The organism is Rhodococcus sp. RCBS9, from assembly GCF_029457415.1.
Classification (GTDB): Bacteria; Actinomycetota; Actinomycetes; order Mycobacteriales; family Mycobacteriaceae; genus Rhodococcus_F; species Rhodococcus_F qingshengii.
Map to the genome: position 1 here is coordinate 424,415 of NZ_CP120422.1, position 14,723 is coordinate 439,137.

The following is a 14,723-nucleotide window of genomic DNA, read 5'->3' on the forward strand; positions in this document are numbered from 1 at the left end:
CTTTCCCGCTATTCGAAGTGGGATTTGACGATCTGTCCGTGGACGCCCACGGTTCGATCGACTACCTGCGAGACCGTGAAATCGGCTGCGGCAGAAAGATAGGCGTAGGCCGTCGCTCGATCCATTCCGCGATCATGCTCGAGGAAGTCGAGCGCGTTGACCACCGCGCGCCGCATGGCGCCGTTGAGGTCACTGTTCTGCCCATCGACCGAACCGTTGGGGTCGGACAGGCCGATCGGAATCCAGGCCTCCTCGGTCTCAGCGAACGGGTATCCGAAAGCCACCGATGGAGCGTCACCGGAATCCTTCTTACACACGCTGAGTCGGAACGTGCCGCGCAGCGATCCTTCCATCGCGGTCAACGCTGCCTCACCGTCTCCCATCGCCATGTGGGGGTCACCGACGTAGAACAGGGCGCCTTCGGCAAAGACCGGCAAATAGAAGGTTGATCCAACACCGAGATGCCTGATGTCGATGTTTCCGCCGCCCAGCGTCGGAGGAATGGAGTTCGACGACGGGGATGTCGGGTCGGCATCCGAGGAATAGGCAACTCCCATCATTCCCATGAAGGGCCGCAGGGGAAACCGCACCTTCGACTGTCCGAAAGGCATCACGCCCTTGCCGTCTTCGATCGCCGTGAAAGTGGAAACACCGCCGTACTTCAACGGGTCCTTTGTTGCGCGCCCGTCTGTGGCGACCGGCGGCATGACTTCGTCCAGAGTGATTCCCGCTGGAGCGGTTCCGTCTGCTGTGACGGCGAGAGCGCCCTTGCCGTATCTGCTCGACACAACGCCGTACGGCACGCGGGGAATGGCTTCGAGAGTCTCGATCTTGAGTACGTCTCCAGGCTGGGCGCCTTCGACGAAGACCGGGCCGGTGACGACGTGCGGTCCGTCCTTGTCGAAGTTTCGTTCGGTTCGGTTGTATTCGGCCGCAACGGCAATCGCATCCTCGAGCACGTCCTTCTCGGAAACGCCTTTGCTACCGAAGTATTCGAGAGGATTGCGCCCTTGATCCTCGAGAATTCCCTCGTGCGAGAGGGCGTCGATCGTGACGGTCTGGCCCGACTTCATCCGCATCACCTCGCGGGTGTGGATGTTGGGCACATAACCCCACATGACGTCCGACGGATCCGAACTCAGATAGTGATCGCCACTGACGTTTCCGCTGCCCGGTTGCAGAATCGGAATGCCATCGGCGAACGGTAGTGCAGAGGAGAACGATCCAGCCGGTGACGCGTTCGAGTGCGCGCATCCCGAAGCCACACCGGCAACTCCTACGCCCGCACCGAGGGCAGCGACTGCCCTCATGAATCCGCGTCGGCCAAGACCTTTCGTCAGGTCTTCGGCTGCGTTGCGGGCAAGAGTGTATTCCATCGAGATTCCTCCGGAGTGCGTGACGATGTGCGACTGCGAAGAAAGCTAGACCCGATTTGTTACTCGTTCATTACCATTTCATGGCAAGGAAATACCGCTGACTGCGAATGAATTCAGCGACGGCGAAGCCGCCAGAGCGAGGTCGTCTCTCGTGCCCGGGCAGCGTGAAGCGCATCGGTTCGGTCACTGACCTTTGCGTGCGTCGGTTTGACGTCCATGCGATCGACAACAGTGAGCCCACCGGCCGCAATCAGATCGTGCAGTTCGGATCGCGTTCGGAGACCGAGGTGTTCGGCAATGTCCGAGAGGATCAGCCACGCTTCTCCCCCGTCGTCCAGATGCGCTGCGACACCAGTCAGGAAGCCCTTCAGCATCGCTCCAGCGGGGTCGTAGACGGCGTATTCGATGGGCGAGGTGGCCTTGGCCGGAATCCAGGGAGGATTGCAGACCACCAACGGAGCGGTGCCTTCGGGAAAGAGGTCTGCTTCCACCACGGTCACCTGATCGCCGTAGCCAAGCCGCGAGAGGTTGCTACGAGCGCATTGCAGTGCCCGGGGGTCCTGGTCGGTGGCCGTCACCGTCTGAACTCCACGCCGCGCCAGGACGGCAGCAAGAACGCCGGTGCCGGTGCCGATGTCGAAAGCCGATTCCGTCGACGGCAGTGGCGCAGACGCGACAAGATCGACATACTCCCCGCGGACGGGTGAGAACACTCCGAAGGCGGGATGCACTCGTGCGTCGAGAGCCTCGATGAAAACACCTTTGCGGTGCCACTCGTGAGCGCCGATCGCGCCGAGGATGTCACGCAACGAGCGAACCGAAGGCTCACCGGTAATCCCGAAAGCTTCGGTCAACGCGACTTGCGCGTCCGGGGCTCGCCGGAGTGGAATCGACAGATCTGCATCCAAGGGAAATAGCAGCATGCCGAGGATCTGCGCGCGGCGTCCTTGGGTCTGCCGGTGGAGATGGAAGGCTTTGGCTGGGTCGTCGGACGCTCGGCGCGGCTTGCGGTCGATGCGCGACGCGACGGCCTTCGACAGTTGGCGAGCGTTCTGAAAATCTCCGCGCCACAACAACGCCGTGCCTTCGCATGCCAAGCGATAGGCGTCGTCGGCCTTCATCGTGTCGTCGGCGACAACGATGCGCTTGGGCACCGGGGCGTTGCTCGTCGAACCCCAACGGGCCGATTGCTCGACGTCGTTCTCGGTCCACACTGCGAATTGTTCAGTCATGTAAGCCCTTCCGGCGTCCGACGCATAGCGGCCGGTCTACCGGCTGATGTGGTCCAGATCTGCAAAATCTGCTCGTCTGGTGTCCACACTAGTCGGGACCGGCCGCGCTACATGACTGCGAGAGGGATGTCAGCCCTTGGCTACGCGAGCTGCCTCGGCGATCCGAGCCTCGGCGACCGCGTCAGCAGCCTCGCCGGCGAGGATTCCGTCGTTCTTCGACTTCGCGAAGATCTCGGTGACCGTGTCGAAGATCTTCTCGACCTTGAGCTTGACTTCTTCGGCCGAGTTGCCCTTCAGCTCGCCGGCAACCTGGATGAGGCCGCCGCCGTTGGCGACGTAATCGGGGGTCCAGGTGATGCCGCGGTCGCGGAGAATGTTCTCGACCTCGGGCACGGTGAGCTGGTTGTTGGCAGCGCCGCAGACAACCTCGGCCTTGATCGAGCGTGCGGTCGTGTCGGTGAGGGTTGCGCCCATCGCGCAGGGTGCGTAAACGTCGAGATCGGCGTCGATGATGCTGTCGACGATGCTCACCTGCGGGAAGTCAGCCTTGACGCGGTCGAGCGCTGCGGCGTTGACGTCGGTCGCGAGAACGGTCGCGCCGTCTGCGAGGAGGAGCTTGATCAGCTCGTAGCCGACCTTGCCTGTGCCTTCGACACCAACAGTCTTGCCTGCGAGCGACGGAGTGCCCCAATGCGACTGCGCCGCGGCGCGCATCGACTGGAATACGCCGAGGGCCGTCATCGGAGCGCTGTCGCCGGAACCGCCGACCGTAGCGTTGCGGCCGACGACGAAGTCGGTGTTACGACCGATGATGTCGAGATCGTTGGAGTTGGTTCCGACGTCACCAGCGGTGATGTAGCGGCCGCCGAGGGTCTGGACGAATTTTGCGTAGGCGCCGAGCAATTCGTCGGTCTTGGCCGTTGCGGGGTCGCCGATGATGACGGCCTTGCCGCCGCCGAGATCCACGCCGGCAACCGCGGCCTTGTAGGTCATTCCGCGCGAGAGACGCAAAACGTCTGTGACTGCGGCGGATTCGTCGGAGTACGGGTAGAAGCGCGTTCCGCCGAGCGCGGGGCCGAGCGTCGTGGAGTGGATGGCGACGATGGCCTTGAGGCCGCTCGCGGGATCCTGGAAGAAGCTCACCTGCTCGTGGGGGTAATCGCGCAGGTAGTCGGCGCGATCGAACACGCCCGCAGTGTCGTCATGGGAAACAACGGAGTTCACGGGCTCGGCGGTGAGAGTCATTGTGGGATAGACCTTTCCGAAGGATAAACGGGGCGCAGTCGAAATATTGGGACGAAGTGGCCGTTGGGTACTATTGGGGACAAATAACCCAAAGAGAATCCCGCTGAGCAATTCGTGGAACCAATGCTCTGCCTGAGTTACGATTTGGTCAATGCAAATCTCTTGAACTAGTCAATTCGATCATCCAGTGACTCATATCACTGAGGAGAGGTTCACAAAGTGCTCAGCATCGACAAGCTCGACGTCCAGTTGCTCGGTCTGCTCAGCAAGGACTCGAGGATGAGTGTGGCCGAGTTGGCCAACTCGTTGGGCGTCGCCCGCAACACCGTCCAGTCGCGAATGAAGCGCATGGAATCCAACGGACTTCTCACCGGGTTTCGGCCGAATCTCAATCTCCCCGAGGTCGGTATCCCGATTCAGGCATTTGTCGGTCTGGAACTCGAGCAGGGCAAGATCAGCGCAGTCGCTCGGAGTCTGACCGAGTTGCCCGAGGTGATTGAAATTCACGCCACAACTGGTCGCGAGGATTTGCTCGTTCGCGTCGCCACCTCGACGCACGCGGCCCTGCAGAAGTTGGCCGAGCAGATCGTGTCACTTCCAGGCGTCACGCATTCGACCACGACCATCGCTCTCACCAATCCCCTTCCGTATCGAATTCAGCCTCTCCTCGAGCACCTCACCAATGACGCCGGCTGGGGTCGTTCGACCGCCTTCCCCCGTCAGCAGGACTAGGACGGGTGGTCGCGTCGATGCTTCCCAGTGCGCTAGTTTCATGGTTATGAGTGAGATCCAGGGACAGCGCATCGCGTTCATTCAGGCGACGTGGCATCGCAACATCGTCGACCGTGCACGCGACGGATTCACCGACGCGATCGTCGAGCTCGGCTACCCCAAGGACACGGTTGATTTCTTCGAGGTACCGGGAGCTTTCGAGATCCCCCTGCACGCCCGGCGGTTGGCCAAGACCGGCCGCTACCAGGCGATCGTTGCCGCAGGTCTGGTCGTCGACGGCGGTATCTACCGGCATGACTTCGTGGCGACGGCTGTCATCGACGGTCTGATGCGCGTGCAGCTCGACACCGACGTTCCGGTTTTCTCGGTGGTCTTGACGCCGCATCACTTCCACGAGCACGCCGAGCACGTCGACTACTTCAGCACGCATTTCGTGAAGAAGGGCGCCGAGGCTGCTCGCGCGGTCGACGCCACCGTCAAGTCGTTGAAGGCCCTGCCCACCAACTAGTCGTTACCCAAGTCTCGCTGAGTCGAATGCCATCGGCTCAGCGAGATTTTTTGTGTCTATCGAGGGGTCTCGACGCTTGCCAGTGCGGAGGCATTCGAGTCGTCGACTTCGCCGTAGCGGTCGACGCATTGCTGGAAGAAGTCCCGCATCTCGGTGACCACTTGGATGTGGCTGTTCAATGACTTCTCCAACGAATCTTCACCATCCTTAGCTTTCTTGGAGAACGTCTCGGCCAGGTTGATTCCAGATTGGAGCGTTCCCATTCCAGAAACATTCGCAATCACGAACAGATTTCTGCGCATCTGATCGAGTTCGCCAAGAAACCCTTCGCATGCCGCAACCACATCACGTGCGATGTCTGGCTCAACTTCCAGTCGCGAGTCGTCAGACCCATTGCTTCGATCAGACCCACTCACCGAGACCTCATTTCGGTAGCGTCGGTTCAAGATTGACCGACAGACGCTGCACAACAACACAACTGGACTCTTGCCGAGCCTCAGACAGCTTTCGTTCTACGTTGAACCAGATTGAGCCGTGTTCGACCGAGAAAGCAAGGTAGCAACCATTGTTGTCCTCGTCGTCGACGCGCTGATACTCGATACCACGCCGCCCACCGACAGTGAGTTCCTCGAACCCTCGGAAATCAGGATTCCGTCGAACATCGTCGACGGTGTACGACGATGAATACACGGTCAAGAAATACCAGGACCCGCTCCACCCACAGATCTTCCATCCTGGCTGCTCCACGCCCGCCGCACCAGCTTCCTCGGTAGCCGGATCAAGCCCCACTTCCTCCAGAACCGAGTCCGGAATGTCCTTGCACGGATCGAACAAACCCTTTTGGCCGGATGCAGGCTCAGCCGCCCCCTCCACGACTGAGCTGCATCCTGCCGCAGCCCACACCAACACCCCAGCCATGAGCAGTCGCCCAACCCCCACCGACCCCCGCATGGCACCCCCTGTTGATGTGGACCCACTGTATTGGATGCACCGGAGGCTCGATCGGTTCCCGCAATCTTGAAATTCCCAGGTCACGATTCCTGGTTCACTCAGAGCGCATCTCCAGCGATTGACGCTCAGCTCAGCAGTCGCATACTGGAGAGGTTGACTACGACTTCGGGAAGGCACCGAGTGAGCGCACCGAAAGCCCCGGCCAAACCAGCAATCCTCAGCGTCGACGACGATCCTGGTGTTTCGCGTGCCGTCGTTCGAGACCTTCGCAAACGGTACGGAGAGAAGTACCGAATCATTCGTGCGGAGTCCGGCGACCAGGCTCTCGAAACCTTGCGTGAAATGAAACTTCGCGGCGATGCAGTCGCTGTGATCGTCGCCGATTACCGCATGCCCGGTTTGAGTGGAATCGAGTTCCTCGAACAGGCAATGGACCTGTATCCCGTAGCTCGTCGCGTTCTCCTCACCGCGTACGCCGACACCGATGCTGCGATCGACGCCATCAACGTCGTCGACCTCGACCACTACCTCCTCAAGCCTTGGGATCCGCCGGAAGAGAAGCTGTACCCCGTCATCGATGCGCTGCTCGATGCCTGGGCAAGTTCGAGTCATCACCCCGCCGAGGAAACAAAGGTGATCGGCCATCGTTGGTCCGAGCGATCCTCCGACGTTCGAGAGTTCTTGGCACGCAACCAACTTGCCTATCGCTGGTACATGTCGGACGAGCCGGAAGGCCAACGACTGCTCTCGGCTGCCGGTACCGACGAACTGCGGCTTCCCGTCGTCATCGCACCCAATGGAGATGTACTCGTCGAGCCCACCGACGCCGAACTCGCCGACAAGCTCGGGTTGAGTACTACTCTCTCCGAAGACTTTTACGATCTCGTTGTCATCGGCGGCGGCCCTGCGGGTCTGGGAGCTGCCCTGTACGGCGCTTCGGAGGGACTTCGGACGGTCCTCATCGAACGGCGAGCGACCGGCGGTCAGGCCGGCCAGAGTTCACGAATCGAGAACTACCTCGGCTTCCCCGACGGAGTTTCCGGCGCACAGTTGGCCGATCGCGCAAGACGCCAGGCAACCAAGTTCGGCGCCGAGGTCATCACCGCGCGAGACGTCACCGGTTTGGAAATCAACGGCTCGGCCCGCACCGTGCGTTTCGACGACGGTTCGTCGGTCGACGCCCATTCGGTCATCTTGGCGACCGGTGTTTCCTATCGCCAACTGTCGGCGCCGGGGCTCGATACATACACCGGCCGAGGGGTCTACTACGGGTCAGCCGTCACCGAAGCCGCTCGGTGCAGCGAACAAGATGTGTACATAGTCGGCGGCGCCAATTCGGCAGGCCAAGCTGCGGTCTATCTCTCCCGCGGAGCTAGGTCCGTCACCATTCTCATTCGCGGCAACTCGCTCGAAGCCTCGATGTCCTACTACCTGATTCAGCAGATCGAAAAGAATCCGAAGATCACCGTGCGCACGTGCACGGAGGTAGTCGGCGCTGAGGGTGACGATCACCTCGAACGAATCACACTGCGTAACAGAGCCACCGGAGAAGAAGACACCGTCGATGCTCAGTGGTTGTTCATCTTCATCGGAGCCGCTCCCCTGACCGACTGGCTCGGAGACGTGGTGGTCCGCGACGGAAATGGCTTCGTTCTTGCCGGCCCGGACCTTCCGTCCGAAGGCGTCACACCGGACGGGTGGCCGCTCGACCGCGCACCACATCATCTCGAAACCAGTGTCCCCGGAGTGTTTGTCGCCGGGGACGTACACGCCGAATCGGCCAAGCGCGTCGCGTCGGCCGTCGGAGAGGGCGCGATGGCCGTGATGTTCGTCCACCGCTATCTTGCTCAACAATAGGGAGATTCGATGTCCATTCCTGAATGCAGCCCAGACTTGCTCCGCACCCTGTTCCTGTTCGAGAAGCTCACCGACGATCAGCTCGAATCACTCTGCCAGGCAGGCCATATCACCGAGATCGATCGAGGTCAGGTCTACCTCGAAGGTGAGCCTGCCACCTGCTTCTACGTCCTCATCGAGGGCGAGGTGGTGCTGTCCAAGCTGTCGGGCGGCGAAGACATCGAGATCAACAGGACCACCCAGCGCGGCGTCTACTCGGGAGGCTGGACGGCGTATCTCGGCGATCGTGTACCGCAGGTCTACGCGGGGTCGATGCGAGTGACGACTCCTTCGACGTTTTTCGTCCTGGACGCCGACAAATTCGGCAACGCGATGCGCGAGTGGTTTCCGATGGCGGTTCATCTGCTCGAAGGTGTTTTCTTCGGCAAGAAGAACACTCAGCAGATCATCGATCAGCGAGAGCGACTCCTTGCACTCGGATCACTGTCGGCCGGATTGACTCACGAGCTCAATAACCCTGCAGCCGCGGCGGTTCGAGCGACAGCCTCTTTGCGCGAGCGTGTCGCAGGTATGCGTCACAAACTGGGAATGGTTGCATCGGGCACCTACGACCGCGATGCCCTCGTCACTCTCATGCGACTTCAAGAGGAAGTTGCAGAGGTTGTCGCCAAGGCGCCGACGCTCACTCCCCTCGAAGCCTCCGATCGGGAGGATTCGTTGGGTGAATGGTTCGAGGATCATTCGATTCGAGAAGGTTGGGACCTGGCTCCGACCTTCGTGCAGGCTGGACTCGACACCGCTTGGCTCGAGAACGTTGCTGCAGCCGTTGACGAGTCCGTACTCGAAGGCGCAATTCGCTGGCTGAATTACACCATCGAATCCGAACTCCTGATGAACGAGATCGCCGACTCCACAACGAGGATCTCGACGCTCGTCGGTGCGGCCAAACAGTATTCACAGATGGATCGCGCTCCCTTCCAGACCATCGATGTCCACGAATTGCTCGACAGCACGTTGATCATGTTGGGGCAAAAGATCGGAAGCGGAATCGAAGTCGTCAAGGAGTACGACCTTGCGTTGCCTCCGATCGACGCCTACGCCGCCGAACTCAATCAGGTGTGGACCAACCTGATCGACAATGCGGTGTCTGCCATGGACGGATCGGGAACACTCACCGTTCGGACAAGCCGCGATGGCGACCGCGTGTGCATCGAGATCTGCGACACCGGCGCCGGGATTCCCGATGACGTCATCGACAGGATCTTCGAACCCTTCTTCACGACTAAGCCTGTTGGTGAGGGAACCGGTCTCGGCCTTGATATTTCGTGGCGAATTGTGGTCGGCAAGCATCGTGGTGAGCTTCGGGTCACGTCGGAGCCCGGTAACACCCGGTTCAGAGTTTTGCTGCCCATCGCGGGCCCACCGCGGGATACGCGCGACGACTAGCCACCTTGCACGGCCGGTAGGCAAAGCGCACGATGAAATGACCGACTTCAGTCAGCGAGAGGGTGGACCATGACCGACGGACTTCCAGCGGGGATCGATCCGAGTGTGCCGCCCAGTGGCGCGGGATGCGTTGAATGCGATGCGAGCGGCGGTTGGTGGGTGCACCTGCGTCGATGCGCGCAATGCGGTCACGTGGGGTGTTGCGACTCCTCACCGTCACAGCACGCGAGCAAGCATGCGGCCTCGACAAAGCATCCGTTCATGCAGAGCTACGAACCCGGTGAGGATTGGTTCTGGAGCTTCGAAACCAACGAGGCGTACGACGGACCTGAATTGGCGGCGCCCACTTCACATCCCGTAGATCAGCCGACGCCGGGACCTAAGGGTCGTGTCCCAGCCGATTGGCAGCAACACATCCACTGACTCAGTTCGGTTGGTCGATCGACCTCAAAGTCGAGACGTTCGACGACTCCTGATCCAATGCGTTGTCGATGCAGGCTTGAAACTGAGCCTGCATTGCCTCCACGACCGCGATATGACTCGCCAACACATCGACGAGCGCATCCGGGCCGCCAACCGCCTTTTCCTCGAACTTAGCCTGTAGCGCCTGTGCGGATCCTAGGGTTCCAAACCCTGTCAATTGACCGAGTAGTGCGGCGGAGTTCAGTGCTGCCTCGAACTGCGCGCGGAGTTCAGCGCAAGCCGCGATCAGCTCGCCGGCGACTTTGGCATCAAGATACAAATTCGACATGTGACTCCTGTGTTCGAGGGTGTAGCTGCAATCAGGACCGCTGTCACGGGAGCAATGGAATCACTGTCTCGGCAATTCGTTCCACCAGCGTGCACGGCGTCTCGGCGCGCGCCGCACCGACCTTGGCGCCGACGCGGATCATCGCAGTGGATTGAGAGGTCGCGAACGCGACGTTGCAAGCAGAATCTGTTTTGTCATTGCGTTCCTGGTATATCAGGACTTCGCGCCCGGCGATTTGGGCTCGATGAAGGTCGCGCATGACTAGATTCTGTTCGACCTCTACGAGCGAATGATCGGTCGATGTCAGAGACAAGAAGTACCACCCACCGTTCCACGAGCAAATGTTGAAACCATCGATATGCGTGTCAACGATGTCAACCTCTTTTGTTGCCGGGTCGACTCCGACTTTCTCCAATTCCTCATTGCCGAGAACCTCACACGGATCAAACATCCCAATCACATCGACAGGGAAAGCCTCACCGTCGACCGTCGACGAACAACCCCCAACCAACAGCGCGGCCGCGACCAAGACCACTGCACCCCTCACTCCCACAGCACTCCCCCTCATTCGCTGCCCGGACACTCCAGCGACACTTCGCTGCCTCAATTTGGCAGGTCGACCGACCTCAAAGTCGAGACGTTCGACGACTCCTGATCCAATGCGTTGTCGATGCAGGCTTGAAACTGAGCCTGCATTGCCTCCACGACCGCGATATGACTGGCCAACACATCGACGAGCGCATCGTGGCCACCGACGGCCTTCTCCTCGAACTTCGTCTGAAGCGCTCGACCTGATGCGAGCGTCCCTAAACCACCAACCCAACTCAGTTTCGCAGCAGCAACAGACAAATGCTCCAACGTCATTTGGTATTCGCCGCATGCCGTAACTAGCAATCGCGCCGTGTCCGGATCCAGCGAGAACGAAACCTCGGCCCCGGAGTCCTCATTTGAACTCATGCGTAGCACCACCTTCATCAAGCGATCGATTCATCTGGGGAGCTCCGGGAAGAGTTTGTCGGTAATCGTCGACGCGAGGCCACACGGGTCGATCGGCGTCTCACCGAAATCTGGGGCGATCCGAACGATCAGCACCCCCTGATTGGTCGTCCAAGCTACTGAGCAAATCTGTCCGGTCGCATCGTCACGCTGCCCGAACTTGATAGCAGGGCCGCCATGAACATTCGCAGCCCTTACATCGGCATTGTTGGTGTTCGCTTCGACTTCGTCGAGAGTGTGGTCTGTTGACCAGACGCTCAGCGAAATTCCCGTCCCATCCCATGAGCAGATTTCAAATCGTGGAATCTGAACTCCAAGAATCCCGCGTTCCTCAGTCGCCGGATCAACGCCGACATACCGCAAGGCGCTGTCGCTAATGCCGCTACAAGGGTCAAATAGCCCAACAGCCTCGTCGGCTCGTACTGCATGCCCCTCGACCGTCGACGAACAACCCCCAACCAACAACGCGGCCGCGACCAAGACCACTGCACCCCTCACTCCCACAGCACTCCCCCTCATTCGCGGCCCGCTCACAGTATTGGACGCTCCCCAGCACCGATCGGTTCCACCCGTTGCATTCCGTTGCAACCCTTCACCCACGCCGACAATCGGCCTAACGTCGATCTACCAGGGGATTCACAACGAAGTGAGGTGCGGATCAATGAAGGCAGCACGGTTCCACGGGCAGAAAGACATCCGGATCGAAGAGATCCCAGAGCCCGAATTGCGGCCAGGAACAGTCAAGCTGAAGGTCGCATGGTGCGGAATCTGCGGCACGGATCTCCACGAGTACCTCGAGGGACCGATCTTCATCTCCGCACCCGGACACCCGCATCCACTCTCACACGAGAATGCGCCGGTCACGATGGGCCACGAGTTCTCCGGCACCGTCGAAGAGGTCGGCGAAGGTGTCACGGACGTCGAGGTCGGCGAAAATGTTGTCGTCGAGCCGTACTTCGTCTGCAACGAGTGCGCCCCGTGCAAGGCGGGCAACTACCACCTGTGTACGAAGATGGGGTTCATCGGCTTGGCCGGCGGCGGTGGCGGACTCAGCGAGAAGGTCGTCGTCGACCGTCGCTGGATCCACAAGATCGGCAACATCCCGCTCGACGAGGCAGCTCTCATCGAACCGTTGAGCGTCGCCCATCACGCCGTCGTACGCAGTGGAGCCGAAAGCGGCAACGTCGCCATCGTGGGCGGAGCCGGACCGATCGGACTCCTCGTTGCGGCAGTCCTCAAGGGTCTGGGTGTCACGACGATCGTCACCGAACTCAGCGAGGCCCGCAAAGCCAAGGCCCTCTCCAGTGGAGTCGCCGACTACGTCATCGATCCCACCACCGAAGACGTCAAAGCGCGCGTCCTCGAACTCAGCGGAGGCATCGGCGCAGACATCGGTTTCGAGTGCGCAGGCGTCAACGCAGTACTCGACACCATGCTCGACACGGTCAGGCCTGCTGGAGTTGTTGTCAACGTGTCGATTTGGGGCAAGCCCGCGACCATTGACATGCAGAAGCTGGTCCTCAAGGAAATCGACCTACGCGGAACCATCGCGTACGTACGCGACCATGAAGCGGTCATCAAGATGGTCCAGGACGGTGTCGTCGATCTGGCGCCATTCATCACCGGTCGTATTCAGCTCGAAGAATTGATCTCCGAAGGATTCACCACTCTGATCGAGCACAACGACACTGCAGTCAAGATTCTCGTCAGGTCGTAACCGGACGGGGCACCTCCGGGCCCACCGCAGTCAGGGACCCAGGTGCCCGCCCTTTGCCCCATCCGATCTTCTCTCGGTAGCGGCCGATGTGATCGTCCTCGATCACATCGGCCGTTTCCAACGGCGTGGATTGCGGATGCACATACAGCGCATCCGTCGGGCAATATGCCTCACACATGAAGCAGGTCTGGCAATCCGATTGGCGCGCAATCACCGGGACGCCCGACGGCGTCCGATCGAAAACATCTGTAGGACAAACGTCTACGCACTTGTCGCAGCCGATGCAGTCAGGCGCGGACACCAGCTCGATCATGACGCCACCAGTGCAGACCCGACAGATTCAGAAGTCCGGGTCCACACCGAATCCAAACCGCCGGTGAGGACGTGATGGTGCTGCGTCACATCGAGTTCGGGATAATCGTCTCGCTTGCTCATTCCCCGAGTCTCGGTCCGCGCCAACGTCGAGTGGTACATCCAGCGACCGACGGCCGTGATCGCGGCAGCCTGCCGCGCCGCCATCCGACCTGCTGGATCCGCGCCCAGATCCGACCTCACTGCACCCCACAGCGATTCGAGCTCACCGAGCGCTGCGGATACTCGATCACCGCTGCGGAGGTAGTTCTTGTCGAAGGGAATCAGCTGCGCCTGAGCAGCTTTCACCACATCGTCGGCAGCAAACCCGGTTCGTACCGGATTACGCAATCCGACGGTTCCGGCTCCGCGTAGACCACTGGTAGCCCCGCGTCCGACCGACAGCGCATAGCGCGCAGCACCGATTCCCGCCCATGAACCAGAGGACATCGCCCACGCGGCGTTGTGACTTCCCCCGCCGGTAAACCCTCCGCAGATTCGCTCTCGGGTCGCTGCGTCCCCGGCGGCAAACAGACCTGGAACGGATGACGCGCAATCGTCGTCGACGACGTTGATTCCCCCAGTGCCGCGCACCGTGCCTTCAGCGAGCATGCCGACCTCGAATTTGTCGGTGAAGGGATCGATTCCGCGGCGATCGAATTGAAGGAAGAAGTTGGGTTGCCCCAGCCTCATTCGACGCTGCACCTCGGCGTCGGCCCGATCGATCTGCGCGAACACGGGCTCGTTCCGCAACGTGCTGGCGATGACGGACCTCCCCTTCGCCGAACCTGCCCCTTCGAGCACTCTTCCGTCTGCGTGGAAGAACGTCGCGTACGCGTAGTAAGCCGTCTTGGTGATCGTCGATCCGGCCGCCGCGATTCCGTACGCGTTCGAGAACTCCATCCCGGAGAACTCGGCTCCGACTTCCGCTGCCATCAATGCACCGTCACCGGTATCGACGTTGGTGCCCAGCGCACCGGACAGAAACGCACAACCTCCGCTGGCGACCACTACCGCGCCTGCCGAGACTCGGTAGTCCTGGTGTTCGTGGCGTTGGTAGCCCGCAGCTCCGCGAACTCGTCCTTCGCCGTCCACCAACAGCTCCAGCGCCGGCGAATGATCGAGGATCCGCACACCGGCTCGACGAATCCAGGTGCGCATCCGTCGCATGTACTCAGGTCCCTGCAAGCCGGTACGGATCTGCTTGCCCGTGCTGGGGTCGACGGGGAACGGATATCTGCCCTCCACCGCGAGGAGATCCATGTTGGAGTAGGTCTGCTCGAGAACGCGGTCCATCCAATGGTGGTCTGCAAGATATCCGCCGAGCGCCTCACGACCGGCCTTCGCCCGCTCACGGGCAGTCGTATCCGGTTCGACGTACCAAACACCTGTTCCGGAGGGGGCCGTTGCGCCGCTCGTTCCGCAGTAGCCCTTGTCGACCAGGACGACGTCTGCACCGGCCTTGGCCGCGCGCAACGCTGCCCATGCGCCGGCGGGGCCACCACCGATCACCAATACATCGGTGGAGAGTTCGAGGACGTCCGTCACTGGCCAGCTCCTG

The 14,723-nt window shown here is 60.7% G+C and carries 17 protein-coding genes; 6 read left to right on the top strand and 11 right to left on the bottom strand.

What is annotated here, in order from left to right:
• Nucleotides 1–8: 8 nt before the first annotated feature.
• From P0M12_RS02085 to P0M12_RS02095, 3 genes are all read right to left on the bottom strand, one after another.
• Nucleotides 9–1,376, bottom strand: a complete 1,368-nt coding sequence (locus tag P0M12_RS02085) for an acetamidase/formamidase family protein (RefSeq protein WP_277377397.1) — start codon at nucleotides 1,374–1,376, stop codon at nucleotides 9–11.
• Nucleotides 1,377–1,489: 113 nt separating this feature from the next.
• Nucleotides 1,490–2,608, bottom strand: a complete 1,119-nt coding sequence (locus P0M12_RS02090; protein WP_065456332.1) for a class I SAM-dependent methyltransferase — start codon at nucleotides 2,606–2,608, stop codon at nucleotides 1,490–1,492.
• Nucleotides 2,609–2,737: 129 nt separating this feature from the next.
• Nucleotides 2,738–3,853: a Glu/Leu/Phe/Val dehydrogenase dimerization domain-containing protein gene (locus P0M12_RS02095; protein WP_007726076.1), complete on the bottom strand. Its 1,116-nt coding sequence runs from the start codon at nucleotides 3,851–3,853 to the stop codon at nucleotides 2,738–2,740.
• Nucleotides 3,854–4,072: 219 nt separating this feature from the next.
• Between P0M12_RS02095 and P0M12_RS02100 the strand changes: the two genes are divergently transcribed.
• Entirely contained in the window at nucleotides 4,073–4,585 is a 513-nt protein-coding gene (locus P0M12_RS02100) for an Lrp/AsnC family transcriptional regulator (RefSeq protein WP_003941343.1), read from the top strand.
• Between the two features lie 46 nt (nucleotides 4,586–4,631).
• Nucleotides 4,632–5,093: a 6,7-dimethyl-8-ribityllumazine synthase gene (locus P0M12_RS02105; RefSeq protein WP_007726074.1), complete on the top strand. Its 462-nt coding sequence runs from the start codon at nucleotides 4,632–4,634 to the stop codon at nucleotides 5,091–5,093.
• A 56-nt stretch (nucleotides 5,094–5,149) separates the two neighbouring features.
• On the opposite strand, the gene P0M12_RS02110 is transcribed toward P0M12_RS02105, so the two are convergent.
• Both P0M12_RS02110 and P0M12_RS02115 read right to left on the bottom strand, forming a co-directional pair.
• Nucleotides 5,150–5,356, bottom strand: a complete 207-nt coding sequence (locus P0M12_RS02110; protein WP_254593797.1) for a hypothetical protein — start codon at nucleotides 5,354–5,356, stop codon at nucleotides 5,150–5,152.
• 160 nt (nucleotides 5,357–5,516) lie between these two features.
• Nucleotides 5,517–6,044, bottom strand: coding sequence for a DUF3558 domain-containing protein (locus P0M12_RS02115; RefSeq protein WP_346772261.1), 528 nt, complete (start codon nucleotides 6,042–6,044; stop codon nucleotides 5,517–5,519).
• Nucleotides 6,045–6,224: 180 nt separating this feature from the next.
• Between P0M12_RS02115 and P0M12_RS02120 the strand changes: the two genes are divergently transcribed.
• The 3 genes from P0M12_RS02120 (at nucleotide 6,225) to P0M12_RS02130 (ending at nucleotide 9,770) form a co-directional block, all read left to right on the top strand.
• Nucleotides 6,225–7,901, top strand: coding sequence for an FAD-dependent oxidoreductase (locus tag P0M12_RS02120; protein ID WP_007726067.1), 1,677 nt, complete (start codon nucleotides 6,225–6,227; stop codon nucleotides 7,899–7,901).
• Between the two features lie 9 nt (nucleotides 7,902–7,910).
• Entirely contained in the window at nucleotides 7,911–9,347 is a 1,437-nt protein-coding gene (locus P0M12_RS02125; protein WP_003941311.1) for an ATP-binding protein, read from the top strand.
• A 69-nt stretch (nucleotides 9,348–9,416) separates the two neighbouring features.
• Nucleotides 9,417–9,770, top strand: a complete 354-nt coding sequence (locus P0M12_RS02130) for a UBP-type zinc finger domain-containing protein (protein WP_003941317.1) — start codon at nucleotides 9,417–9,419, stop codon at nucleotides 9,768–9,770.
• Between the two features lies 1 nt (nucleotide 9,771).
• Here P0M12_RS02130 and P0M12_RS02135 read toward each other — a convergent pair whose 3' ends face one another.
• The 4 genes from P0M12_RS02135 to P0M12_RS02150 all read right to left on the bottom strand — a co-directional run bounded on the left by P0M12_RS02135 (nucleotide 9,772) and on the right by P0M12_RS02150 (nucleotide 11,580).
• Entirely contained in the window at nucleotides 9,772–10,098 is a 327-nt protein-coding gene (locus P0M12_RS02135) for a hypothetical protein (protein WP_141489182.1), read from the bottom strand.
• Nucleotides 10,099–10,141: 43 nt separating this feature from the next.
• Nucleotides 10,142–10,633: a DUF3558 domain-containing protein gene (locus P0M12_RS02140; RefSeq protein WP_277377398.1), complete on the bottom strand. Its 492-nt coding sequence runs from the start codon at nucleotides 10,631–10,633 to the stop codon at nucleotides 10,142–10,144.
• Nucleotides 10,634–10,701: 68 nt separating this feature from the next.
• Nucleotides 10,702–11,055: a hypothetical protein gene (locus P0M12_RS02145; protein WP_232816907.1), complete on the bottom strand. Its 354-nt coding sequence runs from the start codon at nucleotides 11,053–11,055 to the stop codon at nucleotides 10,702–10,704.
• Between the two features lie 30 nt (nucleotides 11,056–11,085).
• Nucleotides 11,086–11,580, bottom strand: coding sequence for a DUF3558 domain-containing protein (locus P0M12_RS02150; RefSeq protein WP_065455820.1), 495 nt, complete (start codon nucleotides 11,578–11,580; stop codon nucleotides 11,086–11,088).
• A gap of 175 nt (nucleotides 11,581–11,755) precedes the next feature.
• On the opposite strand from P0M12_RS02150, the gene P0M12_RS02155 reads away from it, so the two are divergent.
• The gene (locus tag P0M12_RS02155) at nucleotides 11,756–12,811 is read left to right on the top strand and encodes a 2,3-butanediol dehydrogenase (protein WP_003941279.1); all 1,056 of its coding nucleotides are present in this window, start codon (nucleotides 11,756–11,758) and stop codon (nucleotides 12,809–12,811) included.
• Here the strand turns inward: P0M12_RS02155 and P0M12_RS02160 are convergent.
• Both P0M12_RS02160 and P0M12_RS02165 read right to left on the bottom strand, forming a co-directional pair.
• Nucleotides 12,801–13,124 (bottom strand): ferredoxin family protein, encoded by a 324-nt coding sequence (locus P0M12_RS02160; RefSeq protein WP_007726052.1) that lies wholly within the window; start codon nucleotides 13,122–13,124, stop codon nucleotides 12,801–12,803. The genes P0M12_RS02155 and P0M12_RS02160 overlap by 11 nt on opposite strands.
• The gene (locus tag P0M12_RS02165) at nucleotides 13,121–14,710 is read right to left on the bottom strand and encodes an FAD-binding protein (RefSeq protein ID WP_277377399.1); all 1,590 of its coding nucleotides are present in this window, start codon (nucleotides 14,708–14,710) and stop codon (nucleotides 13,121–13,123) included. Before P0M12_RS02165 ends, P0M12_RS02160 begins: the two co-directional genes overlap by 4 nt.
• Between the last annotated feature and the right edge of the window lie 13 nt (nucleotides 14,711–14,723).

Bases quoted from the DNA above. Each gene is read 5' to 3' on its own strand.
- P0M12_RS02090 (WP_065456332.1), bottom strand. From the start codon at position 2,608: ATGACTGAACAATTCGCAGTGTGGACCGAGAACGACGTCGAGCAATCG.
- P0M12_RS02105 (WP_007726074.1), top strand. From the start codon at position 4,632: ATGAGTGAGATCCAGGGACAGCGCATCGCGTTCATTCAGGCGACGTGG.
- P0M12_RS02110 (WP_254593797.1), bottom strand. From the start codon at position 5,356: ATGGGAACGCTCCAATCTGGAATCAACCTGGCCGAGACGTTCTCCAAG.
- P0M12_RS02130 (WP_003941317.1), top strand. From the start codon at position 9,417: ATGACCGACGGACTTCCAGCGGGGATCGATCCGAGTGTGCCGCCCAGT.
- P0M12_RS02145 (WP_232816907.1), bottom strand. From the start codon at position 11,055: ATGAGTTCAAATGAGGACTCCGGGGCCGAGGTTTCGTTCTCGCTGGAT.
- P0M12_RS02115 (WP_346772261.1), bottom strand. From the start codon at position 6,044: ATGCGGGGGTCGGTGGGGGTTGGGCGACTGCTCATGGCTGGGGTGTTG.
- P0M12_RS02085 (WP_277377397.1), bottom strand. From the start codon at position 1,376: ATGGAATACACTCTTGCCCGCAACGCAGCCGAAGACCTGACGAAAGGT.
- P0M12_RS02095 (WP_007726076.1), bottom strand. From the start codon at position 3,853: ATGACTCTCACCGCCGAGCCCGTGAACTCCGTTGTTTCCCATGACGAC.
- P0M12_RS02135 (WP_141489182.1), bottom strand. From the start codon at position 10,098: ATGTCGAATTTGTATCTTGATGCCAAAGTCGCCGGCGAGCTGATCGCG.
- P0M12_RS02160 (WP_007726052.1), bottom strand. From the start codon at position 13,124: ATGATCGAGCTGGTGTCCGCGCCTGACTGCATCGGCTGCGACAAGTGC.
- P0M12_RS02155 (WP_003941279.1), top strand. From the start codon at position 11,756: ATGAAGGCAGCACGGTTCCACGGGCAGAAAGACATCCGGATCGAAGAG.
- P0M12_RS02125 (WP_003941311.1), top strand. From the start codon at position 7,911: ATGTCCATTCCTGAATGCAGCCCAGACTTGCTCCGCACCCTGTTCCTG.